Annotated in this window: 21 protein-coding genes and 1 pseudogene; all 22 read right to left on the bottom strand. The window is 70.4% G+C overall.

Going from position 1 to position 23,368, the window contains the following annotated elements:
* Nucleotides 1-48: 48 nt before the first annotated feature.
* The 22 genes and pseudogenes from nuoL to paaA all read right to left on the bottom strand — a co-directional run bounded on the left by nuoL (nucleotide 49) and on the right by paaA (nucleotide 23,357).
* Nucleotides 49-1,974 carry an NADH-quinone oxidoreductase subunit L gene (gene nuoL, locus AB0877_RS02115; RefSeq protein ID WP_366605813.1) on the bottom strand — a complete coding sequence of 642 codons (1,926 nt, stop codon included), beginning with the start codon at nucleotides 1,972-1,974 and terminating at the stop codon, nucleotides 49-51.
* Nucleotides 1,975-1,986: 12 nt separating this feature from the next.
* Nucleotides 1,987-2,304 (bottom strand): NADH-quinone oxidoreductase subunit NuoK, encoded by a 318-nt coding sequence (gene nuoK / locus AB0877_RS02120; RefSeq protein WP_088951135.1) that lies wholly within the window; start codon nucleotides 2,302-2,304, stop codon nucleotides 1,987-1,989.
* Entirely contained in the window at nucleotides 2,304-3,074 is a 771-nt protein-coding gene (locus AB0877_RS02125) for an NADH-quinone oxidoreductase subunit J (protein WP_366605815.1), read from the bottom strand. Before AB0877_RS02125 ends, nuoK begins: the two co-directional genes overlap by 1 nt.
* A complete protein-coding gene (gene nuoI / locus AB0877_RS02130; protein WP_355004851.1) occupies nucleotides 3,071-3,712 on the bottom strand; it encodes an NADH-quinone oxidoreductase subunit NuoI in 642 nt (213 codons plus the stop codon). The genes AB0877_RS02125 and nuoI overlap by 4 nt, the downstream gene beginning before the upstream one ends.
* Before the next feature lies 1 nt (nucleotide 3,713).
* Nucleotides 3,714-5,066 (bottom strand): NADH-quinone oxidoreductase subunit NuoH, encoded by a 1,353-nt coding sequence (gene nuoH, locus AB0877_RS02135; RefSeq protein WP_366605817.1) that lies wholly within the window; start codon nucleotides 5,064-5,066, stop codon nucleotides 3,714-3,716.
* A complete protein-coding gene (locus AB0877_RS02140) occupies nucleotides 5,063-7,570 on the bottom strand; it encodes an NADH-quinone oxidoreductase subunit G (protein ID WP_366605818.1) in 2,508 nt (835 codons plus the stop codon). The genes nuoH and AB0877_RS02140 overlap by 4 nt, the downstream gene beginning before the upstream one ends.
* Nucleotides 7,570-8,886, bottom strand: coding sequence for an NADH-quinone oxidoreductase subunit NuoF (gene nuoF / locus AB0877_RS02145; RefSeq protein ID WP_112585688.1), 1,317 nt, complete (start codon nucleotides 8,884-8,886; stop codon nucleotides 7,570-7,572). Before nuoF ends, AB0877_RS02140 begins: the two co-directional genes overlap by 1 nt.
* Nucleotides 8,883-10,130 carry an NADH-quinone oxidoreductase subunit NuoE gene (gene nuoE, locus AB0877_RS02150; RefSeq protein ID WP_366605820.1) on the bottom strand — a complete coding sequence of 416 codons (1,248 nt, stop codon included), beginning with the start codon at nucleotides 10,128-10,130 and terminating at the stop codon, nucleotides 8,883-8,885. The genes nuoF and nuoE overlap by 4 nt, the downstream gene beginning before the upstream one ends.
* 52 nt (nucleotides 10,131-10,182) lie before the next feature.
* Entirely contained in the window at nucleotides 10,183-11,508 is a 1,326-nt protein-coding gene (locus tag AB0877_RS02155) for an NADH-quinone oxidoreductase subunit D (RefSeq protein WP_357196569.1), read from the bottom strand.
* Nucleotides 11,505-12,242, bottom strand: coding sequence for an NADH-quinone oxidoreductase subunit C (locus AB0877_RS02160; protein ID WP_366605821.1), 738 nt, complete (start codon nucleotides 12,240-12,242; stop codon nucleotides 11,505-11,507). The genes AB0877_RS02155 and AB0877_RS02160 overlap by 4 nt, the downstream gene beginning before the upstream one ends.
* Nucleotides 12,239-12,916 (bottom strand): NADH-quinone oxidoreductase subunit B family protein, encoded by a 678-nt coding sequence (locus AB0877_RS02165; protein WP_124821345.1) that lies wholly within the window; start codon nucleotides 12,914-12,916, stop codon nucleotides 12,239-12,241. The genes AB0877_RS02160 and AB0877_RS02165 overlap by 4 nt, the downstream gene beginning before the upstream one ends.
* A gap of 14 nt (nucleotides 12,917-12,930) precedes the next feature.
* On the bottom strand, nucleotides 12,931-13,296 hold the full coding sequence (locus AB0877_RS02170) for an NADH-quinone oxidoreductase subunit A (RefSeq protein WP_007454588.1): 366 nt from the start codon (nucleotides 13,294-13,296) through the stop codon (nucleotides 12,931-12,933).
* Between the two features lie 135 nt (nucleotides 13,297-13,431).
* Nucleotides 13,432-14,709, bottom strand: a complete 1,278-nt coding sequence (locus AB0877_RS02175; RefSeq protein ID WP_366605822.1) for a geranylgeranyl reductase family protein — start codon at nucleotides 14,707-14,709, stop codon at nucleotides 13,432-13,434.
* Between the two features lie 139 nt (nucleotides 14,710-14,848).
* Entirely contained in the window at nucleotides 14,849-15,073 is a 225-nt protein-coding gene (locus AB0877_RS02180; protein WP_366605824.1) for a hypothetical protein, read from the bottom strand.
* A gap of 86 nt (nucleotides 15,074-15,159) precedes the next feature.
* Nucleotides 15,160-15,870: a demethylmenaquinone methyltransferase gene (locus AB0877_RS02185; protein ID WP_196920656.1), complete on the bottom strand. Its 711-nt coding sequence runs from the start codon at nucleotides 15,868-15,870 to the stop codon at nucleotides 15,160-15,162.
* Between the two features lie 761 nt (nucleotides 15,871-16,631).
* Nucleotides 16,632-17,711 (bottom strand): annotated as a pseudogene (locus tag AB0877_RS02190) (cell wall anchor protein); the annotation flags it as partial.
* 374 nt (nucleotides 17,712-18,085) lie between these two features.
* Nucleotides 18,086-19,276, bottom strand: coding sequence for a cyclic dehypoxanthinyl futalosine synthase (gene mqnC / locus AB0877_RS02195; protein WP_366605826.1), 1,191 nt, complete (start codon nucleotides 19,274-19,276; stop codon nucleotides 18,086-18,088).
* 261 nt (nucleotides 19,277-19,537) lie between these two features.
* On the bottom strand, nucleotides 19,538-20,647 hold the full coding sequence (gene paaE / locus AB0877_RS02200; RefSeq protein WP_366605827.1) for a 1,2-phenylacetyl-CoA epoxidase subunit PaaE: 1,110 nt from the start codon (nucleotides 20,645-20,647) through the stop codon (nucleotides 19,538-19,540).
* Complete coding sequence (paaD, locus tag AB0877_RS02205; RefSeq protein WP_366605828.1) at nucleotides 20,644-21,165, bottom strand: 1,2-phenylacetyl-CoA epoxidase subunit PaaD; 522 nt, start codon at nucleotides 21,163-21,165, stop codon at nucleotides 20,644-20,646. The genes paaE and paaD overlap by 4 nt, the downstream gene beginning before the upstream one ends.
* Nucleotides 21,162-21,887, bottom strand: a complete 726-nt coding sequence (gene paaC, locus AB0877_RS02210; protein WP_366605830.1) for a 1,2-phenylacetyl-CoA epoxidase subunit PaaC — start codon at nucleotides 21,885-21,887, stop codon at nucleotides 21,162-21,164. The genes paaD and paaC overlap by 4 nt, the downstream gene beginning before the upstream one ends.
* Before the next feature lie 76 nt (nucleotides 21,888-21,963).
* Nucleotides 21,964-22,248 carry a 1,2-phenylacetyl-CoA epoxidase subunit PaaB gene (gene paaB, locus AB0877_RS02215; protein ID WP_366606173.1) on the bottom strand — a complete coding sequence of 95 codons (285 nt, stop codon included), beginning with the start codon at nucleotides 22,246-22,248 and terminating at the stop codon, nucleotides 21,964-21,966.
* A gap of 32 nt (nucleotides 22,249-22,280) precedes the next feature.
* The gene (paaA, locus tag AB0877_RS02220; protein ID WP_366605831.1) at nucleotides 22,281-23,357 is read right to left on the bottom strand and encodes a 1,2-phenylacetyl-CoA epoxidase subunit PaaA; all 1,077 of its coding nucleotides are present in this window, start codon (nucleotides 23,355-23,357) and stop codon (nucleotides 22,281-22,283) included.
* Nucleotides 23,358-23,368 lie beyond the last annotated feature (11 nt).

Below are 23,368 nucleotides of genomic sequence, written 5' to 3' on the forward strand. Positions count from 1 at the left end.
CGTCGTCACTGCGTGGTCCGCCGGCGGGGGCGGCCGGAAAGAGGTCGATCACGCCAACCACCCCGCCTGCACCGCCAGGAACGCCGCCATCACCAGCAGCGCACCGGCCAGGATCGAGGTGGCGTACGAGCGGACAAAGCCGGTCTGCATCCGACGGAGGCGACCCGAGCCCCCGCCGACCGCGGCGGCGAGCCCGTTGACGAGACCGTCGATGCCCCGGTTGTCGAGGTACACGAGCGCCCGGGTGAGGAAGATGCCCGGCTTCTCGAAGACCGCCTCGTTGACCGTGTCGGTGTAGAGGTTGCGCCGGGCGGCGGTGACCAGCACCCCGGCCGGTTGCGGCGCGGTGGCGGTGCCGGCGCGGAACAGGAACCAGGCGAGCCCGGCACCGAGCACGGTCACCAGCAGCGACAGGATGGTGATCACGGTGTGCGAGAGGACCGCTGCGTGCTCGGAGTGCTCGCCGCCCAGTCCGGCGGTCTCCGTCAGCCAGTCCGGAACGGACGTGGCGAGCAGGAAGCCCGCGCCGACCGACCCGACCGCGAGCAGGATCAGCGGGATGGTCATCAGCTTCGGCGACTCGTGCGGGTGCTCGATGTCCTCGGTCCACCGCTGCGGCCCGTGGAACGTGAGGACGAACAGCCGCGTCATGTAGAACGCGGTGAGCCCGGCGCCGAGCAGTGCCGCACCGCCGAAGAGCCAGGCGGTCCAGTCCTCCCGCTCGAAGGCGGCCACGATGATCGGCTCCTTGGAGAAGAAGCCGGAGAAGGGGAACATGCCGATGATGGCCAGCCAACCCATCATGAAGGTCAACCAGGTGATCTTCATGTACTTGGACAGCCCACCGAAGCGGCGGATGTCGACCTGGTCCTTCATCCCGTGCATGACCGAGCCCGCGCCCAGGAACATGTTGGCCTTGAAGAAGCCGTGCGCCAGCAGGTGCACGATGGCCAGCGCGTACGCCGCGCCACCGAGGCCGACACCGAGGAACATGTAGCCGATCTGGCTCACCGTCGACCAGGCGAGCACCCGCTTGATGTCGTCCTTGGCCGCACCGATGATGCAGCCGATCAGCAGGGTGAGCGCGCCGACGCTGACCACCACGAGTTGCAGCGTCGAGTTGGCCGAGAAGATCGGGTTGGACCGGGCGATCAGGTAGACGCCCGCGGTGACCATGGTGGCGGCGTGGATGAGCGCCGACACGGGGGTCGGACCCTCCATCGCGTCCGGCAACCACGCCTGGAGCGGGAACTGACCGGACTTGCCGGCCGCGCCGAGCAGCAGCAACAGGCCGAGGACCAGCACCGTGGCGCCGGTCAGCGAGCCGACGCCGTTGAACACCTCGTCGTACTGGGTGGTGCCCAGGGTCGCGAACATGATGAAGATGCCGATGGCCAGGCCGGCGTCGCCGACCCGGTTCATCAGGAACGCCTTCTTGCCGGCGGTGGCCGCGCTCGGCCGCTCGGTCCAGAAGGAGATCAGCAGGTACGACGCCAGACCGACGCCCTCCCAGCCGAAGTACAGCATCACGTAGTTGTTGCCGAGCACCAGCAGCAGCATCGCCGCGACGAACAGGTTGAAGTACGCGAAGAACCGACGACGGCCCGCGTCGTGCGACATGTACTCCACCGCGTACAGGTGGATCAGGAAACCCACCCCGGTGATCAGCAGTACGAAGACCGCGGCCAGCGGGTCGAACAGCAGGCCGAAGTCGACGCGCAGATCACCGACGGCGATGAAGTCCCAGAGGCTCAGCTCGACGGACTTGTTCTCCAGGCCACGCAGCTGGAAGAAGAAGCTCAGGCCGAGCACGAACGCGGCGCCGATGGCGGCGACGCCCAACCAGTGCCCCCAGCGGTCGGCCCGGCGGCCGAGCAGCAGCAGGATGGCCGCGCTGAGCAGCGGGATCGCCACCAGCAGCCAGACGCCCCCAAGCAGCCCCGTGGCCTGGGCGTATTCCACAGTCTCTTCCACCGGTGGACCCCTCTAGTACTTGAGCAGGTTGGCGTCGTCGACACTCGCCGAGCGTCGCGTCCGGAAGATGGACATGATGATCGCGAGCCCGACCACGACCTCGGCCGCCGCCACCACCATCACGAAGAACGCCATGATCTGGCCGTTGAGGTCACCGTTGATCCGGCTGAAGGTGACCAGCGTCAGGTTGGCCGCGTTGAGCATCAGCTCCACGCACATGAACAGCACGATCGCGTTGCGCCGGATCAGCACCCCGGCCGCGCCGATGGTGAACAGCACCGCGGCGAGCACGAGGTAGTAGGTCGGCTCGACCGAGAAGAACGTTCCCATTACTTGTCCGTCCCCTTCAGCGAGGTCTCCTCGGCGGTCAGCTCGCGCTGCGGAAGGATCGCCGGGGTGCTGCGGTCGGTCAGGCGGCCGTCGGGCAGCCGGGCCGGGGTGGCCACCGAGGAGGAGGTCGCGAAGACGCCGGGGCCCGGCTTCGGGCCGGGGTAGTTGCCCGGGGCGAAGCGTGCCTTCATGGTGGACACCTGGTCGACCTTGTCCTGCTTCCGCCGCTCGACGTGGGCCAGCACCATGGCACCGACCGCCGCGGTGATCAGCAGCGCCGAAGTCAGCTCGAACGCGAAGACGTACTTGGTGAACAGCAGCCGGGCGATGCCCTGCACGTTCCCCTCGGCGTTGACCTGGTCCAGACCAGCCGTGTTGGTCCGGTCCAGCGCCTGGTAGAGGCCGGTGCCGACCAGACCGGCGAAGCCCAGGCCGAGCACGATCGCGGCGACGCGCTGGCCGCGCAGCGTCTCGATCAGCGAGTCCGTGGAGTCCCTGCCGACCAGCATCAGCACGAAGAGGAACAGCATCATGATCGCGCCGGTGTAGACGATGATCTGCACCATGCCGATGAACGGGCCGGCCTGGAGCACGTAGAACACGCCCAGGCAGAGCATTGTCAGCACCAGCCACAGCGCCGAGTGCACGGCGTTGCGCGCGGCCACCATCCCGATCCCGCCGACCAGCGCGAGCGGGGCGAGGATCCAGAAGGTGACGGCCTCACCGGTGGAGACCGAACCCGCCGCGGCGAGCACCGTAGACGTGGTCATGCTCCCTCTCCCTTGCCGGCCGCCACGCGCTGGGCGGCCTGCTCGGCGCCCGGGAACGTCACGCCGGGGTGCTCCTCGACCTGGTAGCGGCCGGGGCCCATCGGGGACGTCTCCGCACCGGCGGAGGTGCCCGGGTTGTCCAGCGCGCCGACGTAGTAGTCCTTCTCGCTGTCACCCAGCCGCATCGGGTGCGGAGGCTGCTCCATGCCCTCCAGCAACGGCGCGAGCAACTGCTCCTTGGTGAAGATCAGGTCCTGCCGGTTGTCCCGGGCCAACTCGTACTCGTTGCTCATGGTGAGCGACCGGGTCGGGCAGGCCTCGATGCACAGCCCGCAGAAGATGCAGCGGGCGTAGTTGATCTGGTAGATGCTGGCGTACCGCTCACCCGGCGAGAAGCGCTCCTCGTCGGTGTTGTCCCCACCCTCGACGTAGATCGCGTCCGCCGGGCAGGCCCAGGCGCACAGCTCGCAGCCGATGCACTTCTCCAGGCCGTCCGGGTGCCGGTTGAGGATGTGCCGCCCGTGGTAGCGCGGCGCCGACACCGGCGGCTTGAACGGGTAGTCGGTCGTGACGACCTTCCTGAACATGTGCGAGAAGGTGACACCGAATCCCTTGAACGTTCCGGTGATCGCGCCCACGTCACACCTCCCTGGAGTCCGAGCCGGCAACGATGTTGGCCGGCTCCCGCTCGGCGACCACGCGCGTGATGCGCGGGCTCGGTGGTACCTGAAGATCCATCGGTGGCAGCGGGAAGCTCCCGTGCGGCCGGTTGTCGACCTGTTCCTGCGTCGTCGGCGTCGGCGTCGGTCGCCGGCTGGGCCAGAAGATCGTGGCGATCAGCAGAATTCCGGCGGGGATGCCGACGGCGATCACCTTGCCGCGGGTGTCCCAGTCCTCGATGGAGCGCAGGCCCGACAGGACCAGGATCCAGGCCAGGTTGATCGGCAGCAGCACCTTCCAGCCGAGCCGCATGAACTGGTCGTACCGCAGCCGGGGCAGCGTGCCACGCAGCCACACGAAGACGAAGACCAGGGCGATCACCTTGCCGAAGAACCAGAGCATCGGCCACCAACCGGAGTTGGCGCCCTCCCAGATGGTGATCGGCCAGGGTGCCCGCCAACCGCCCAGGAACAGCGTGGTGGTGACAGCGGACATGGTCACCATCGCGACGTACTCGCTGAGCATGAAGAGCGCGAACTTCAGCGAGCTGTATTCCGTCATGAAGCCGGCGACCAGCTCGGACTCGGCCTCGGGCAGGTCGAACGGCGCCCGGTTGGTCTCACCCACGGTGGCGATGAAGAAGATGATGAAGCTCGGCAGCAGCAGGATCGCGTACCAGCCCGGGGCCGGGATGGTCTGACCGAAGACGGTCAGCTGGGTGCCATCGCCCTGAGCGGCGACGATCCCGCTGGTGCTCATCGTGCCGGCGGTCATGAAGACCGCCACGATGCTGAGCCCCATGGCGACCTCGTACGAGATCATCTGGGCGCTCGACCGGAGACCACCCAGCAGCGGGTACGTCGAGCCCGAGGCCCAGCCGCCCAGCACGATGCCGTAGACGCCCATCGAGGAGCAGGCGAGCAGCAGCAGCACCGCCACCGGCACATCGGTGACCTGCAACGGCGTGTGGTGACCGAAGATGCTCACCATCGGGCCGAACGGCACCACCGACAGGGCGGTGACCGCGCAGATCACCGAGATGGTCGGGGCGAAGAAGTAGACGACCTTGTCGGCCGCCTTCGGCAGGATGTCCTCCTTGAAGGCCATCTTCAGGCCGTCGGCGAGGGTCTGCAGCAGGCCGAACGGGCCGACCTGGTTGGGGCCGGGCCGCACCTGCATGTAACCGACCACGCGCCGTTCGAACCAGACGCCGAGCAGGGTGGCCAGCAGACCGAAGGCGAACGCGAAGACAATCTTGCCGAGGACCAGCCACCACGGATCCTTGCCGAAGTCGGCCAGCGTCGGATCCTGGGCCAGGTAGATCGGGCTCACTGGTTACCCCCGGAGTTGAGGAGCGGACCCGGGAGACCGGTCTCGTCGGCCGCCACCCGTCCGGCCGGGATGGCCGTACTCGGTGCGGGGACGGAGATCCGGACGACCGCGCCGGACGTCGCCCCGAGGCTGCGCCGCACGGTCGAGCCGGGTGAGTTGGTCGGCAGCCAGACCACGCCGTCCGGCATCTCGGTGAGTTCCGCCGGCAGGGTCAGCGCCCCCCGGTCGGTGCCGACCGTGACCGCGTCACCGTCGACCACACCGAGCGCCTCGGCGGTGCCCTTACCCAGCCGGACCACCGGCGGGCGGGCGGTCCCGGCGAGGTTCTCGTCGCCCTCGGTCAGGGTGCCGAGGTCCACCAGCTGGTGCCAGGTGGCCAGCACGGCCTCCCCGGCGTTCGGCTGCGGCACCCGGCCCGGTGCGACCGACGGCGCGGCCGGCCGGGACATCCGCGTCGCCGGCAGCGTGCCCAGCTCACGACGCACGCTCAGCACGTCGGCCGTGCCGAGGCGTACGTCGAGCAGCGCGGCCAGCGCGTCGAGCACCCGGCCGTCGGTCATCGCGGCGGTGTTCAGCACCGCCTCGAACGGGCGCAGCCGGCCCTCCCAGTCCAGGAAGCTTCCGGCCTTCTCGGCCACCGGGGCGACCGGCAGCACCACGTTCGCCCGCCGGGTCACCGCGCTGGCCCGCAGCTCGAGGCTGACCAGGAACGGCACCGCGTCCAGGGCGGACTCGGCCAGTCGCGGGTCGGCCAGGTCGGCCGGGTCGACACCGCCGACGACAAGCGCGCCGAGCTGCCCGTTGGCGGCCGCGGCCAGGATGCCGTCGGTGTCCCGACCGGCCTGGCTCGGAATCACCCCGGCCGGGATGTCCCACGCCTCACCCAGCTCGGCCCGGGCGGCCGGCTCGGTGACCAGGCGGCCACCGGGCAGCAGGTTGGGCAGGCAGCCCGCGTCGACAGCGCCGCGGTCACCAGCGCGCCGCGGCACCCAGGCCAGCTTCGCGCCGGTACGCCGGGCCACGTCGGCCGCGGCGGACAGTCCACCCGGCACGCTGGCCAGCCGCTCGCCGACGATCAGGATCGCGCCCGGCGCGCTCAGCGCCTCGCTGACCGTGGCGTGCTCGGCGAGCACGCTGGCCTCCTCGCCCGGCACCACCCGGGCCAGCTTGGCACCGAGCTTCTCCAGCCCGCGGGTGGCGAAGGGCGCCAGCGCGTACACGGTCAGGGTCTTCTTCAGGTACGCCTTGCGCAGGCGCAGGAAGAGGATCGGGCACTCCTCCTCGGGCTCCAGGCCCACCAGCACCACCGCCGGCGCGTTCTCCACGTCGGTGTAGGTGACGTCGGTGACCCCGGCGACCGAGCTGGCCAGGAAGTCGGCCTCCTCGCGGGAGACCGGGCGGGCCCGGAAGTCGATGTCGTTGGTGTTCAGCGCGACCCGGGCGAACTTGGCGTACGCGTACGCGTCCTCGACGGTCAGCCGGCCGCCGGTGAGCACCGCGGTGCCCTGCCCGCTCTCCCGGGCGATGTGCAGTCCTTCGGCGGCGACGGTGAGCGCCTCACTCCAGGACGCCTCCCGCAGCTCACCGGTGCGCTCGTCGCGGACCAGCGGAGTGGTCAGCCGGTCGGCGGCCCGGGTGTACTGGAAGCCCCAGCGGCCCTTGTCGCAGTTCCACTCCTCGTTCACCGCCGGCTCGTCACCGGCCAGCCGGCGCAGCACCTTGCCACGCCGCCAGTCGGTGCGCTGCCCACAGCCGGCCGAGCAGTGCTCGCAGACGCTCGGGCTGGAGACCAGGTCGAACGGGCGGGCGCGGAAACGGTACTGGGCACCGGTCAGCGCACCGACCGGGCAGATCTGCACCGTGTTGCCGGAGAAGTAGGAGTTGAACGGGACGTCCCCGGCGTCGCCCTCTTCGCCGTACGCGTCGTCCCGGTAGATGTTGATCTCCTCGGCGGACGACCGGCCCATCAGATCGATGAACTTGTCGCCGGCGATCTCCTCGGAGAACCGGGTGCACCGCTGGCAGAGCACGCACCGCTCGCGGTCCAGCAGCACCTGGCTGCTGATCGCCATCGGCTTCTCGTACTCCCGCTTGTGCTCGTGGAAGCGCGAGTCGGTGCGGCCGGTGGACATCGCCTGGTTCTGGAGCGGGCACTCGCCGCCCTTGTCACACATCGGGCAGTCCAGCGGGTGGTTGAGCAGCAGCAGCTCCATCACCCCCTCCTGCGCCTTCTTGGCGACCGGGGAGGTGATCTGGGTCCGCACGACCATGCCGTCGGCGACGGTCTGGGTGCAGGAGGCGACCGGCTTGCGCTGGCCCTCCACCTCGACCAGACACTGCCGGCACGCACCGGCCGGGGCCAGCAGCGGGTGGTCGCAGAACCGGGGGATCTCGGTGCCCATCTGCTCGGCGACCCGGATCAGCAGCGTCCCCTTGGGGGCGGTGACCTCGACGCCGTCGATGGTGAGGGTGACGGTTTCGGTCTGCTTGGCTACGTCGGTCATCAGTGCGCCCCTACCAGGGTCTTCTCCGACAGCTTGGGTGCGGTCCGACCCTCGATGTAGTCGAGGTAGTCCTGCTTGAAGTACTGCAGCGAGGAGGTCACCGAGCTGGTCGCGCCGTCACCCAGACCGCAGAACGAGCGGCCGAGGATGTTGTCGCAGGTGTCCAGCAGGGTGTCCAGGTCTTCGTGGGTGCCCTGACCGGCGAGGATCCGCCGATAGACCCGGACCATCCAGTAGTTGCCCTCCCGGCACGGGGTGCACTTGCCGCACGACTCGTGGTGGTAGAACTCCAGCCACCGGTACGTCGCGTAGACCGGGCAGTCCTGGTCGGAGAAGATCTGGGTGGCCGTGGTGCCGAGGATCGAGCCGGCCGCCGCCACCCCCTCGAAGTCCAGTGGCACATCCAGGTGCTCGGCGGCCAGCAGCGGGGTCGACGAGCCACCCGGGGTCCAGAACCGCAGGTTGTGGCCGGGCTGCATCCCGCCGGCCAACTCCAGCAGCTCGCGCAGCGTGACACCCATCGAGCACTCGTACTGGCCCGGGTTGGCGACCCGGCCGGAGAGCGAGTAGATCATCGGCCCGGAGGACTTCTCGGTGCCCATGCTCTTCCACCAGTCGGCCCCACCGAGCACGATCGGCGGCACGCTGGCGATGGTGCCGACGTTGTTCACCACCGTCGGGCTCGCGTACAGGCCGTGGGTGGCCGGGAACGGCGGGCGCAGCCGGGGCTGACCCCGGAAACCCTCCAGCGAGTCCAGCAGCGCCGTCTCCTCGCCGCAGATGTACGCCCCGGCGCCGGAGTGCACCACCAGCTCCAGGTCGTAGCCACTGCGCAGGATGTTCCGGCCCAGGTAACCCTTGTCGTACGCCTCCTGGACCGCGTTGCGCAGCCGGCGCGCGGCGTGCACCGCCTCGCCCCGGATGTAGATGTAGGCGCGGGCGGCCCGGATCGCGTACGAGGCGATGATGACGCCCTCGACCAGCGCGTGCGGGTCGTGGGTCATCAGCGGCAGGTCCTTGCAGGTGCCCGGCTCGCCCTCGTCGGCGTTGACCACCAGGTAGTGCGGCTTGCCGTCGCCCTGCGGGATGAAGCCCCACTTCAGGCCGGTCGGGAAGCCGGCACCGCCCCGGCCCCGCAGCCCGGAGTCCTTGATCAGCTGGATCAGGTCGTCCGGGTGGGCCTTGAGTGCCTTGCGCAGCGCGGCGTAGCCGTCCAACTGCTCGTACGTGCCGATGCGCCAGGCGTCCGGCGACAGCCAGCGCTTGGTCAGCACCGGCGTCAGCTTGGCCAGCGTCTCCGGGCGGGGAGTGGTCACTTCTGGGCCCCCGTTTCGTTCGCGTCGGAGGAGGTCGCGCCGTCGGCGTCCGTCCCAGCCTTCGCTTCGGTGAGGTTGCGCTCCTGCGCCCCGGCCTCGTCGCCGGCGGGCTTGCCGTCGCTGGCCGGCGCGTTGGCCGCCACTCCGGCGGCCTCGGCCGACCGCGCGTCGCCAGCCTCGGGCGCGGTGCCGGTGCCGTCCGTCGGGACCTTCGTGCCGGGGGCGTCCGGCACTGCCGTGTTCGCGTCCGGCTGCCGGGTCTCGGCGGTACGCACCTGCGGCGACGTGTCGTCCGGTGCCTTGACGTCACGCGTGGTGCTGCCGCTGGCCGCTGCCGACGTCGCCGCCGGCTCGGTCGCGTCTGCGGACTTCGCCGGTTCCGTAGCCGCAGCCGGCTCGGTGGCGTCTGCCGACTTCGTCGGCTCGGTGGCCACTACCGCCCCGGTCGGGGCGGACGCCCCGTCGCCGCCCTTGACCGGCGCAGCGCTGGCCTCGACGGGCGCCGGCTTGGCGGCCTCCGCCTTCGCCTTCGCCTCGGCGGCGGCCTTGTCGGCCTCGGCCTTGCTGCGGATCGGGGTGTTCGGGTCGAAGCCCGGCACCGAGACGCCGTGCTGCTGGGCCAGCCGCAGGCCGCGCAGGGTGGGCTCGCCCGGCCCGCCGTCGGCGACCGCACCCTCGCGCTCGTCGGCGAAACCGGCGAGCTGCACCGCCATCTCCTTGAGGGTGCAGAGCCGGGCGCCCCGGGTCGGCATCGGTCGACCGCCGGCCCGCAACTCGTCCACCACGCCGACAGCCGTGGAGGCGTCCACACCGTCGAAGAAGTCGTAGTTGACGGTCATCACCGGGCCGTAGTCGCACGCCGCCAGGCACTCGGCGTGCTCCAGCGTGATCGTGCCGTCCGCGGTGGTCTCGTCGTGCCCGACGCCCAGGTGCTCGGCGAGGGTGTCGTAGACCTCCTGGCCACCGAGCACGTTGCACATCGTGTTGGTGCAGACGCTGACCAGGAAGTCACCGGTCGGCTTGCGCTTGTACATCGTGTAGAAGGTGGCCACCGCGCCGACCTGGGCCTTGTTCAGCCCCAGCACCTCGGCGCAGAACGCGACCCCGGCCGGGGAGACGTACCCCTCTTCGGCCTGCACCAGGTGCAGCAGCGGCAGCAACGCCGAGCGGGACCGGTCCGACGGGTAACGGGCGATGATCTCGCGCGCCCGCTCCCGGGTCTCGTCAGTGAAAGTCGTCGTCATCAGAGCCGCCTTCCGTTCGCGACTGCGGGGCTCGCAAGCTCACTCCTCGCGCTCACCTGTCACACCCGCCCATGACCGGGTCCAACGAGGCGCCGCCGGCGATCACGTCGGCGATCAGACCACCCTCGGCCATCGCCGGGAGGGCCTGGAGGTTGACGAAGCTGGGCTCCCGGTAGTGCACCCGGTAGGGCCGGGTGCCGCCGTCGGAGACCGCGTGCACGCCCAGCTCGCCGCGGGGCGCCTCGATGGCGACGTACACCTGGCCGGGCGGGACCCGGAAGCCCTCGGTCACCAGCTTGAAGTGGTGGATCAGCGACTCCATCGACTGACCCATGATCTTCGCGACGTGCTCCAGCGAGTTGCCCATGCCGTCCACGCCGATGGCGAGCTGCGCCGGCCAGGCGATCTTGCGGTCGGCGACCATCACCGGGCCGGGACGGAGCCGGTCCAGCGCCTGCTCGACCAGCTTCATCGACTCCCGGATCTCGGCGAGCCGGACCTGGTAGCGACCCCACACGTCACCGTCGGGGTGGGTCGGCACGTCGAACTCGTACGTCTCGTAGCCGCAGTACGGCATGGTCTTGCGCAGGTCCCAGGCGAGGCCGGCGGAGCGCAGCACCGGGCCGGTGATGCCGAGCGCCACGCAGCCGGTGACGTCCAGCACCGCGACGCCCTTCGTCCGCTCGGTCCAGATCGGCTGGCCGGAGAGGAGGTCCTCGTACTCCTTGAGCTTCTTCGGCATCATCTTGAGGAACTCGCGGATCTTGACGATCGCCTCGTCCGGCACGTCCTGCGCCACACCGCCCGGCCGCACGTACGCGTGGTTCATCCGCAGACCGGTGATGGTCTCGAAGATGTCGAGGATGTACTCCCGCTCGCGGAAGCCGTACAACATGATCGAGATCGCGCCCAGCTCCATGCCGGTGGTGGCCAGCCAGACCAGGTGCGACGAGATCCGGTTGAGCTCCATCATCAGCACGCGGATCGTGGTGGCCCGCTCGGTGATGTCGTCGGTGATGCCAAGCAGCTTCTCGACCGCGAGGGCGTACGCCGTCTCGTTGAAGATCGGGGCGAGGTAGTCCATCCGGGTCACGAACGTCGAACCCTGGACCCAGTTGCGGTATTCGAGGTTCTTCTCGATGCCGGTGTGCAGGTAGCCGATGACCGAGCGGGCCTCGCGGACCGTCTCGCCCTCCAGCTCCAGGATCAGTCGCAGCACCCCGTGCGTGGACGGGTGCTGCGGACCCATGTTGACGACGATCCGCTCGTCGTTGATCGGGTCGGTGCCCGAGACGATGGTGTCCCAGTCCCCACCGGTGACGGTGAAGACCCGACCCTCGTCGGTCTCGCGCTCGCTGGCGTAGTTCGACGTCGTCACTGGTACGACCTCCGCTCGCTCGGCGGCTGGATCTCCGCGCCCTTGTACTCGACGGGCACGCCGCCGAGCGGGTAGTCCTTACGCTGCGGGTGGCCCTCCCAGTCGTCCGGCATGAGGATCCGGGTGAGGTTGGGGTGGCCGTCGAAGACGATGCCGAACATGTCGTACGCCTCGCGCTCCTGCCAGTCCGCCGTCGGGTAGACGGCGGTCACGCTGGGCAGGTGCGGGGCCTCGGCGGAGACCGCGGCCTCCAGCCGGACCTGCCGCCGGTACGTCATCGAGGTGAGCAGGTAGACCACGTGCAGCCGACGCTCGTCGGCGCCCAGGTAGTCCACGCCGGACACCGAGGAGCACAGCTCGAAGCGCAGCGCCAGGTCGTCCCGCATCGCCTGGCACACCTCGGCGATCCGCTCCGGGCGGACGTGCAGGGTCAGCTCACCCCGGTCGACGACCACCTTCTCGATGGCGTCGTTGAAGGCGGGGTACGCCTCCTCCAGCGCGTCGCGGACCTCGTCGAAGTAGCCCCCGTACGGCCGGGACGCCTCTTCGATGGGCTGGCGCTGGCGGACCAGGCCGCCGTAGCCGGACACGTCGCCGGTGCCCTGGTTGCCGAACATGCCGCGCCCCGCCGGGCTGGCCGGCGGGTACTCCGCCGGGGCGGTGGTGCTGGCGCCGACCGGGGTGACCGGCACCGGCACCCCGCCGTCATTTGGCTTGTCGGTGGGTGACGTCATTTCGGGCCTGCCTGCGGGTGGAGGTGGTTCTGAGCGTTCATCCAGTTCTCGATGCGCAGCTGCTCCTCGCGGCCCTCGCGGACCGCCCGGGTCCACTCGGCGCGCCGGGCCTTGTCGCTGCGGTACGAGGAGGGCATCGAGCCGTACGGGACGATCGGAACGTCGCCGCGCTCCTGGCGGGCCGCCAGCATCTTGCGGCCGTTCGGGCCCAGCGGCTCATACATGATCTTCTCGCGGAGCTTGAGGATCGCGTCGATGAGCATCTCCGGCCGGGGCGGGCAGCCGGGCAGGTACATGTCGACCGGCACCACGTGGTCGACGCCCTGCACGATCGCGTAGTTGTTGAACATGCCGCCGCTGCTGGCGCAGACGCCCATCGACAGGACCCAGCGCGGCTCGGCCATCTGGTCGTAGATCTGGCGCAGCACCGGGGCCATCTTCTGACTCACCCGGCCGGCCACGATCATCAGGTCGGCCTGCCGGGGCGACGCCCGGAAGACCTCCATGCCCCAGCGGCCCATGTCGTAGTGCGGACCACCGGCGGCCATCATCTCGATGGCGCAGCAGGCCAGGCCGAAGGTGGCGCCCCACACGGACGACTTCCGGGACCAGTTGACCAGCTTCTCCACCGAGGTGAGCAGGACGCCGGCGGGAAGCTTCTCCTCGATGCCCATCTGACGTTCCTTCCTCAGTCCCAGTCCAGGCCGCCGCGCCGCCACACGTAGGCGTACGCAACGAAGACCGCGACGATGAACAGGACCATCTCCACGAAGCCGAAGATCGGCAGAGCGTCGAACGAGACCGCCCAGGGGTAGAGGAAGATGATCTCGATGTCGAAGACGATGAAGAGCATCGCCGTCAGGTAGAACTTGATCGGGAACCGCCCGCCGCCGACCGGCTGCGGGCTGGGCTCGATGCCGCACTCGTAAGCCTCGAGTTTGGCCTTGTTGTAGCGACGGGGACCGGCGAAGCGGGCGGCGCCGACGGAAAACAGCGAGAACGCCGCGGCGAGGGCGAACAGCCCGATGATCGGTGCGTAAGGCGAGAGCGACATCGTTTTCTCCTGCTCGTCCTTCCCTGCCCTCGGTGCTTGACGAAAATCACACTATTCACGTCCCTCGCCGTGGCAGTCGGCGGGGGTCGATCTTTGTCGGCATCGGCGCTGTGACCAGCGCCGATGCCGTCCTACTCAGACAGCTGGGGCGGCCTTCGTCATCGCGTTGATGACCCGATCCATCGCGTCCCCGCCGCGCGGGTCGGTCAGGTTGGCCAAAAGCTTGAGTACGAAACGCATCAGCGTCGGGTGCGGCATGCCGTGTTTGGTGGCGATCCGCATGATCTCGGGGCGGCCGATCAGTTTCACGAAGATGCCGCCCAACCGGTAGTAGCCGCCGAGCCGGGCCTTCAACTCGTTCGGGTACGCCAGCAGCGCACGCTCGCGTTCCGGGCCGGCGGGCCGGGCGAGCGCCTGGACCACGACCTCGGCGGCCAGCTCGCCGGACTCCATCGCGTACGCGATGCCCTCCCCGTTGAACGGGTTGACCATGCCGCCCGAGTCGCCGACCAGCAGCACTCCGCGGGTGTAGTGGGGCACCCGGTTGAAGCCCATCGGCAGCGCGGCACCGAGGATCGGGCCGTCGGCGTTGGTCTCGTCGGTCATCCCCCAGTCCTCGGGGGTGTTGGCGAGCCAGTCGGTGAGCAGCCGGCGGTAGTTGGTCTTGCCGAACGCCGAGGACGAGTTGAGCACGCCGAGCCCGACGTTGACCCGCCCGTCACCGAGGCCGAAGATCCAGCCGTACCCGGGCAGCAGGTTGTCGCCGCTGTCCTTGCTGCGCAGCTCCAGCCAGGACTCCAGGTAGTTGTCCTCGTGCTTGGCCGGCGAGCGGTAGTAGCGGCGGACGGCGACCCCGATCGGCCGGTCCTCCCGCTTGGCCAGCCCGAGCGCCAGCGGGAACCGGCCGGAGACGCCGTCCGCCGCGACGACCAGCGGGGCGTGGAAGGTGGTGGGCTCCTTGCCCGGCCCGACCTCCGCCCCGACGCCGGTGACGCGGCCGTCGCCGTCGAGCACCGGGCCCAGCACGTTGACGCTGGTCCGAAGTTTCGCGCCGGCAGCCACCGCCCGCTGGGCGAGCAGGTCGTCGAAGTCCAGGCGCGTGCGCACCAGACCGTAGTTGGGGAAGCTGGCCAGCTCCGGCCAGTCCAGTTCGAGGCGTACCCCACCGCCGATGACCCGCAGGCCGCGGTTGTGCAGCCAGCCCGCCTCGGGTGAAGTGTCCACACCCATCCGGATGAGCTGGCGCACCGCGCGCGGGGTCAACCCGTCGCCGCAGACCTTCTCCCGGGGGAACTCGGTCTTCTCCAACAGCAGCACCCGTACGCCGTGCCGGGCCAGGTGGTACGCAGTCGCTGATCCACCGGGACCGGCGCCCACGACAATGACGTCGGCGTCATGCTCCACCGCGGTCATCCGCGCCTCCTCCCGCACGCTCGTGAAATGCTTCACAAGCCAGACGGGACGAGTGTATGACCGGCGTCATACCAGCGCAGGATCAGGGGTACCTAACTCGCCGATGTGACAGCTCTCGACCGTCCACAGCAGTCAGGTGTCAGGCCGTGCTGGAGGCGTCCAGGCCCGCATCGACCCGAATTGTCTCCGGCAGATGCTCGCGGAGCGCCCCACCCGCCGCTCGGTCCAGCGCCGCCAACACCTCGGCGACCACCTGCCGGACCTCCACCGGGTCGGCACCGGCCAACTCGCGCAACTGGGAGATGAGTTCGGCCGCGTCGTCATCGGTCGCGGCCACCGGGTCCGCCGGGTCTGCTCCGGTCATGCGATCGAGCGTACCGGGCAAAGTGGACCAAGTCCGATATTCACGGAACCTGAATAATGTCCGTGCCGGCTGGTGCGCTCCGCCCGCTACTCGCGGATCCCCCGGTGCAGGGCCACCACGCCACCGGTCAGGTTGCGCCACGCCACGCGCCCCCACCCGGCCGCGGCGACCCGGCCGGCCAGCGCGGACTGCGCCGGCCAGGCCCGGACCGACTCGGCGAGATAGACGTACGCCTCGGGGTTGCTCGACACCGTGCGGGCCACCGCCGGCAGGGACCGCATCAGGTACGACAGGTAGACCGTCCGGAAGACCGGGTTGACCGGGGTGCTGAACTCGCAGACCACCAGCCGGCCGCCCGGCCGGGTCACCCGGGCCAGCTCACGCAGCGCCGCGTCGGTGTCGTTGACGTTGCGCAACGCGAAGGAGATGGTCACCGCGTCGAAGCTGGCGTCGGCGAACGGCAGCCGCAGCGCGTCTCCCGCCAGCAGCGGCACCTCGGGCCGGGCCCGCTTGCCGGTGTGCAACATGCCCAGTGACAGGTCGACCCCGACCGCGTACGCCCCGGACTGGGCCAGCTCCCGCGTCGAGACGCCGGTGCCCGCGCCCACGTCCAGCACCCGCTCGCCCGGTCGCAGCCCGAGCGCCGCCCGGGTGGCCCGCCGCCAGGAGCGATCCTGGCCCAGCGAGATCACCGTGTTGGTCAGGTCGTAACGCTCGGCCACGCCGTCGAACATCGCGGCGACCTCGTGCGGCTGCTTGTCCAGACTGGCGCGCTGGCCCTGCGGGGTACGGCTCACCCCCTCACTCTGCCAGCCGCCCGCCAACCGACGTCCGCTGGGTGGGCGGCCGGCAGCCCGTACGCGTGCGGGCGGGGTGGTCGCCCACCCCGCCCGCACGTCGTACCCGCGTCCGTGACACCTCGGTCAGAACGCCCGGCGCCATCGCACCCGTCGCGGTCGCGCCGCTGGTCAGGACACCGGTGTCAGTCGGTCGACTTCTCGTCCGTCGGCGAGACCAGGACCACCTTGCGGCGACGGGTGAGCACCAGCAGCGCCCCACCCACCAGCAGGATGATCACGCCGATGCCGCCGATCAGGCCGACCTGCACACCGGTCACCGGCAGGCCGCCACCGCCCGAGCCACCACCGGTGGAACCATCACCGGCGCCCGGCGAGACGGTCGTGCCCGGCGTCGTCGTACCGCCGGGGACCGGCGTCGGAGTGGCCGTCGCGGTCGGAGTGACCGTCGGCGTCTCCGTTGCGGTCGGGGTTGGGGTCGGGGTAACGGTCGGCGTCTTCGTCGGCTGCGGCGTCTCGGTCGGGGTGACCGTCGGCGTCGGCGTCGGCGTCTCCGTTGGCGTTGGCGTTGGCGTGACCGTCGGCGTCGGCGTCTCCGTTGGCGTCGGGGTCGGCCTCGGCGTCTCGGTCGGAGTGACCGTCGGAGTCGGCGTCGGCGTCTCCGTTGGCGTGACCGTCGGCGTCGGAGTCGGCGTCTCCGTCGGCGTGACCGTCGGAGTCGGCGTCGGAGTCGGCGTCTCCGTCGGGGTCGGCGTCTCCGTCGGAGTGACCGTCGGCGTCGGGGTCGGCGTCCCCGTCGGCGTGACCGTCGGGGTCCCCGTTGGCGTCGGGGTCGGGGTGGCCGTCGGCGTCGGGTCGACGGTCTGGTCGACGAAGACGTCGAAGATCGCCTGGTTGTCGCCCTCGTCGATCTCGGTGAAGGCCTTCCGCTGGGCGGTGCTGGCCCGTCGTGGCTGCTCCTCGGGCTTGCCCGCTGCCGCGTCGAGGCCGTGCGCCACCAGCTCGCCGACCCGCAGCACGGGCTCGGTGACGTCCTTGCCGACGGTCACCTTGATGTCCGCGGTGTAGTAGTCACCGGGGCGGATCACCGCGCCGTCGTCCTGGCAGAGCGCCTGAGCGACGCCGAACGTCTGCCTGGTGCACGTGTCGGGCAGGGTGTCGAAGGTGACGCCCGCCGGCAGGGTCAGCACGTAGGCGAGACCGGTGGCCTTGCGGCTGCCGTCGTTGTAGACCGCCCAGTCGACCGGCACCGTCTCGCCCGGCCGCACCGGCCGAAGGTCGGGGTCGTCGCCGTTGACGCCGTTCAGCACGACGTTGGCGTTGACGTCCTGCACCCAACTGGTCAGGTCGTACCCGGGCTCGGTGACGGTGATGTCGTGCTCGACCTTGTTGTCTTCCTTGTTGGGGTCCTCGGTGGCCGAGCGGATGGTGACCACCAGGGTGCCGGCAGCGCCCTTGCCACCGGTGGAGAAGACCGGGATTCCGAAGTCCTCGCTGGTGCCGGCGGGCAGGTCGCCGAGGCGGCAGGTGAACTTCTTGCCGTTCACCCGGCAGCCGTCGGGCACCACGACCCGGACCTTGTTCGTCTTCAGCTTGCTGGTGTCCACCGTGTAACTGACACCCTTGGCGTCTTCCTCGCTGCGGGTGTTGTCGACGGAGAACTTGAACGGCTTGCTCTTGGCCTCCGTGACGCCCTTGGCCAGGTTGTAGCTGAGCGGCACCAGGGCCAGATCGGCCTGCTCGGCCGCCAGCACTGGGGCGGCCACGGCGGCGATGCCGCCGGCCGCGAGCAGCGCCACGACACTGGCGCGCACCAGCGTCGAGCGGTGGAACGCTGTCATCAGTCCCCCGGGGGTAGGGAAGAAAGAATGGTTGCGGAACGAGCGGACGCTATCGGAGGCCGATCTTCCACGCCAGCAGGCGGAGGGGTTTTCATCCGTCCGGCCCGAGCTGCGCAGACAGTACGGGCGGAATGGTCACCCATCCCGCCCGTACTGCCGTGCGTTATATGAACGACCCGCAGCGGGCCGATGGAGGACAGCCTCTTCCGTCGACCGTGGCGACGAATATGAGCCGGGACGCTAGCCGCCGACGATCACCTCCACCAGCCCCGCACCGGAGAGGCTGACGCTGCGGCGGCGGGGACCACCCGTACCGCCGGGGTGATCCGGCGGGAGCATGAGCGTCGATCAGCCGAACGGCCGGGGGTCGACCGTCAGCTGACGTCCACCAGCGGCAGGGATCGGCCCGCGCCGCCGCCGGGCAGCGCGATCGAGGAGAAGTGCGAGACCACCCGCTCGTCGGTCGGGTCGTCAGCCGGCGTGTGGTGCACGGCGAGCCGGTTGTAGAGGGTGTCGCGCTGCGCGGGGATCCGGTCCGCCGAGCGGACCATGCCGATCAGCTCGTGCAGGTTGGAGCGGTGCCGGGCACCGGCGGAGGAGATGACGTTCTCCTCCAGCATGATCGACCCGAGGTCGTCCACGCCCATGTGCAGCGAAAGCTGGCCGACGTCCTTGCCGGTGGTCAACCAGGACGCCTGCAGGTGCGGCACGGTCTCGAAGAAGAGCCGGGCCACCGCGACCAGCCGCAGGTATTCCAGGGTGGTCGCCTGGGTGCGGCCCTTCAGGTGGTTGTTCTCCGGCTGGTACGTCCACGGGATGAACGACCGGAAACCGCCGGTGCGGTCCTGCACGTCGCGGATCATCCGCAGGTGCTCGATCCGCTCGGCGTGCGTCTCGCCGGTGCCCATCATCATGGTGGCGGTCGACTCGATGCCCTGCCGGTGGGCCAGCTCCATGACCTCCAGCCAGCGCTCGCCCGACTCCTTGAGGGGGGCGATCGCCTTGCGGGGCCGCTCGGGCAGCATCTCCGCGCCGGCGCCGGCGATCGAGTCCAGGCCGGCGGTCTTGATCCGGGCGATGGCCTCGTCCAGGCTCACCCCGGACACCTTGGCCATGTGCAGGATCTCGCTCGGGCCGATCGAATGGATGACCAGCTGCGGGTAGGCCTGCTTGACCGAGGAGAACAGCTCCTCGTAGTACTCCACGCCGTAGTCCGGGTGGTGCCCGCCCTGGAGCATCACCTGGGTGGCGCCCAGCTCGACCGCCTCGCCGCAGCGGCGCAGGATCTCCTCGGTCGGGTGGGTCCAGCCCTCGGAGTGCTTGGGCGCCCGGTAGAACGCGCAGAACTTGCACGCCGTCACGCAGACGTTCGTGTAGTTGATGTTGCGGTCGATCAGGTAGGTGACGACGTTGTCCGGGTAGCGCCGCCGGCGCACCGCGTCCGCCGCCTCGCCCAACGCGTGGAAGGGCGCCTCGGTGTAGAGCAGCAGCGCCTCCTCGGGCGTGATCCGCCCGCCGTCCGCGCCGCGCTGCAGGATGTCGTCGATCTCCCGGCTCACCGTCACACCCCGAGCCTACGCCGGTGACGCGCCCCTTCCCTGAGGGGTGCTCAGGCTGTGATTCGCTCCGCAGACGGCTGGACCCCACCGACGCCAGCACCGAGCGGGTCGCCGCCACACCCTCACCGCGATCTTGCACTTACTGTCGCGACACACCGGGGCATTCCGTGCACATCGACAACCGAAAATGCAAGATCGGCGCGGATGAGGGGCGGGGTGGGGTGGGGTGGGTGGGGTGGGGTGGGGTGGGGTGGGGTGGGGGGTGGTCTAGGCGTCGTAGTCGACGGTGAGCTTGTCAGTGGTCGGGCTGGACTGGCAGGTGAGCACGTAGCCGGCGGCCAGCTCGTCGGGCTCCAGCGCGTAGTTGCGGGCCATCGTGACCGCGCCGTCGACGACCTTCGCCTTGCAGGTCGAGCAGACGCCACCCTTGCAGGCGTACGGCAGCTCACCCCGCACCTTCAGCGCGGCGTCCAGCACCCGCTCCTCGCGACCCATGGTGAAGCTCGACGACCGGCCGTCCAGCACGATCGTCACCTCGGCACCGCCGCCGGCCTGGTCGACCGCTCGGCGCACCGGCTCCGGTGGCGTGTCGACGTGGAACAGCTCGGTGTGCACCGCCGACTCGGGCAGCCCTCGACCGGTCAGCACGTCCCGGACGTCGACCACCATGCCGTACGGGCCGCAGAGGAACCACTCCTCGATCAGGTCGCCCGGCACGATGGTGCCCAGCAACCGGCCCAGCCGCTCGGCGTCGATCCGACCGGAGAGCAGCGGCGACTCGCCCTGCTCCCGGGAGAGGACGTGCACCAGGTGCAGCCGGGTGGGATAGCGGTCCTTCAGGTCGGCCAGTTCCTCGGCGAACATCACGGTGTTCGCCGTGCGGTTGCCGTACACCAGGGTGAAGGTGCTGGCCGGCTCGACGGCCAGGGCGGTCGCGACCAGCCCGAGCACCGGGGTGATGCCGGAGCCGGCGACGACCGCGCCGTAGTGCCGCGCCCGGTCCGGCGCGAACGCCGTGGTGAAGGTACCCAGCGGCGGCAGCACCTCCACGGTGTCGCCACCGCGCAGCGCCCCGCACGCGAACGCCGAGAAGGCGCCGCCGGGGACCTCCCGCACCCCGATCCGCAACCGGCCGTGCCGGGCGAGATCGTCGGGGGTGGAGCAGATCGAGTACGACCGGCGCACGTCCGCGCCGTCCTCCGCGACTCGCCGCACGGTGAGGTGCTGGCCGGCGCGGAACGCGAAGGTTTCCCGCAGTTCCTCGGGTACGGCGAAGGTCACCGCCACGGAGTCGTCGGTGAGCCGGTCGACGGCGGCGACGGACAACGGGTGGAAGACCGGCCGGCGGCGAACCGGGCGGGTGATGGTGACAGTCACAGCGCCTTCAGGTGGTCGAAGGGTTCGGAGCAGGAACGGCACCGCCACAACGCCTTGCACGCTGTGGAACCGAACCGGCTGACCTGCTCGGTCTCCGGTGAACCGCACTGCGGGCAGCGGACCGCGAGCGTCAGCGGCACGACACCGGCGGCGGGCACCGGGGCCGGCGGGGCGATCCCGGCGGCGGCGAGCTTGGCCCGCCCAGCCTCGGAGATCCAGTCGGTGCTCCACGGTGGGCTGTAGACGGTCTGGACCTGCGCGTCCGGGTGGCCGGCGGCGGCGAGCGCGCGGCGGATGTCGGCCCGGATCACGTCCATCGCCGGGCAGCCGGTGTAGGTCGGGGTGATGGTGACGGTCACCCGGCCACTGGTCGGATCCTCCTCGACCGCCCGCAGGATGCCCAGCTCGTCGATGGTGATGACCCGGATCTCCGGGTCCACGACGCTGGCGGCGGCCTCCCGTGCGCTCCCCCTGCCGGCGCGGTCGGCGACTGCCGGGCTCGCGCTCGGCGCGCTCACCACTGCGCTCCGGGGTGGGCGCGGTGCAGCACCTGCATCTCGGCGAGCAGGTAGGCCAGGTGCTCGGTGTGCACACCGGCCCGCCCACCGGCCGGGGCCCAGGAACTGTCCGGCCGGGTGAGCGTCGCCTCGGCCAGCACCGGGCCGACGACCTCGTCGAACGAGGGCCGCAGGGTGGCCGGATCGACCGGGGCCGCCGGGTCCGCGGCGAACAGCTCGTGGGTGTACGGCCACACCTGGTCGACGGCGGCCTGCATCCGACGATGCGACTCCTCGGTGCCGTCACCGAGCCGTTTCACCCACAGCGCGCCGTGGTCCAGGTGGTACGCCGACTCCTTGCGCGCCTTCGCGCCGATCGCGGCCAACCGCTCGTCCGCGCAGCCGGCCAGCGCCCCGTACAACGGCAGTTGGTACGCCGCCAGGAAGAACAGCTTCGCCATCGTCACCGCGAAGTCGTCGTTGGGCAGCTCGACCAGGAGCGCGTTGCGGAACTCGCGGTCGTCGCGCAGGTACGCCAGGGCGTCCTCGTCTCGGCCGGCGCCCTCCAGCTCACCCGCGTACGACAGCAGCAACCGCGCCGCCCCGAGCTGGTCGAGGGCGATGTTCGCCAGCGCGATGTCCTCTTCCATCTCCGGCGCGCGGGTGGTCCACTCGGCCAGCCGCTGAGCCGCGATCAACGCGTCGTCGCCGAGCGAGATAGTGAAGTCGAAGGGCCCGTTCACGCCGTCACCTCGCTTCGCTCGACGGCGGCGCGAAGCGCCCCGCTGCTGAGCTGGCTGGTTCGCTCGCTCCGCTCGCTCACAGGTGCGCCACCCCGTCCGGCACCTCGTAGAAGGTGGGGTGGCGGTAGACCTTGTCGGCGGCCGGGTCGAAGAAGGCGTCCTTCTCGTCCGGGCTGGACGCGGTGATCGCACCGGCCGGCACCACCCAGATCGACACGCCCTCCTGGCGGCGGGTGTAGAGGTCACGGGCGTTGCGCAGGGCGAGCTCGGCGTCGGGCGCGTGCAGGCTGCCGACGTGCGTGTGCGACAGCCCACGCCGGGCCCGCACGAAGACCTCCCACAGAGGCGAATGACCCGTCATGCCGGCTTGTTCGGCTTGCTCGCTACGCTCGCTCACGCGGCCACCGTCTCCTTCTGTCCCGCCCGCTTCGCGGCGTACGCCGCGGCGGCCTCGCGTACCCAGGTGCCGTCGGCGTGCGCGGCCCGGCGGTGGGCCATCCGCTCCCGGTTGCACGGCCCGTCGCCCGAGATCACCTGCATCAGCTCGTCATAGTCCGGCTGGGTGTAGTCGTACGCCTGCCGCTCGTCGTTCCAGCGCAGGTCCGCGTCGGGGATGCGCAGCCCGAGGATCTCGGCCTGCTGGACGCACATGTCGACGAAGCGTTGGCGCAGGTCGTCGTTCGAGAAGCGCTTGATCTTCCAGGCCATCGACTGGGCGGAGTGCGTCGAGTCGCCGTCGGGCGGGCCGAACATGGCCAGCGACGGGTACCACCAACGGTCCACCGCGTCCTGGGCCATCGCCTGCTGCGCCGGGGTGCCGTGCGCCAGGGTGTGCAGGATCTCGTAGCCCTGCCGCTGGTGGAACGACTCCTCCTTGCAGACCCGGATCATCGCGCGGGCGTACGGGCCGTAGGAGCAGCGGCAGAGCGGGACCTGGTTGACGATCGCCGCGCCGTCCACCAACCACCCGATGGCCCCGACGTCGGCCCAGCTCAGGGTGGGGTAGTTGAAGATCGAACTGTACTTCTGGCGGCCGTCGAGCAGCAGTTGGACCAGCTCGTCGCGGCTGATGCCGAGGGTTTCGGCGGCGGCGTAGAGGTAGAGGCCGTGGCCCGCCTCGTCCTGCACCTTGGCCAGCAGGATCGCCTTGCGCTTGAGCGACGGCGCCCGGCTGATCCAGTTGCCCTCCGGCTGCATGCCGATGATCTCGGAGTGGGCGTGCTGGGCGATCTGTCGGATCAGCGTCCGCCGGTACGCGTCGGGCATCCAGTCGCGGGGCTCGATCTTCTGCTCGGCGTCGACGACCTCCGCGAAGTACGCCGCCAGGTCCTCGTCCGGCGCGGGTCCGCCGCGCCGCCCGCGCGCCGCCGCTGCGCGCAGCTCGGCCTCGGCGGCCTCGACCTCGCCCAGCAGGCCGCCGGGCGCCTCGTCGGTGGCGCCGTCCGGGGCGGAGAAGTCGTTGCCATACATGAGGCTAAGTG

It is taken from the genome of Micromonospora sp. NPDC047644 (assembly GCF_040704315.1).
Classification (GTDB): Bacteria; Actinomycetota; Actinomycetes; order Mycobacteriales; family Micromonosporaceae; genus Micromonospora.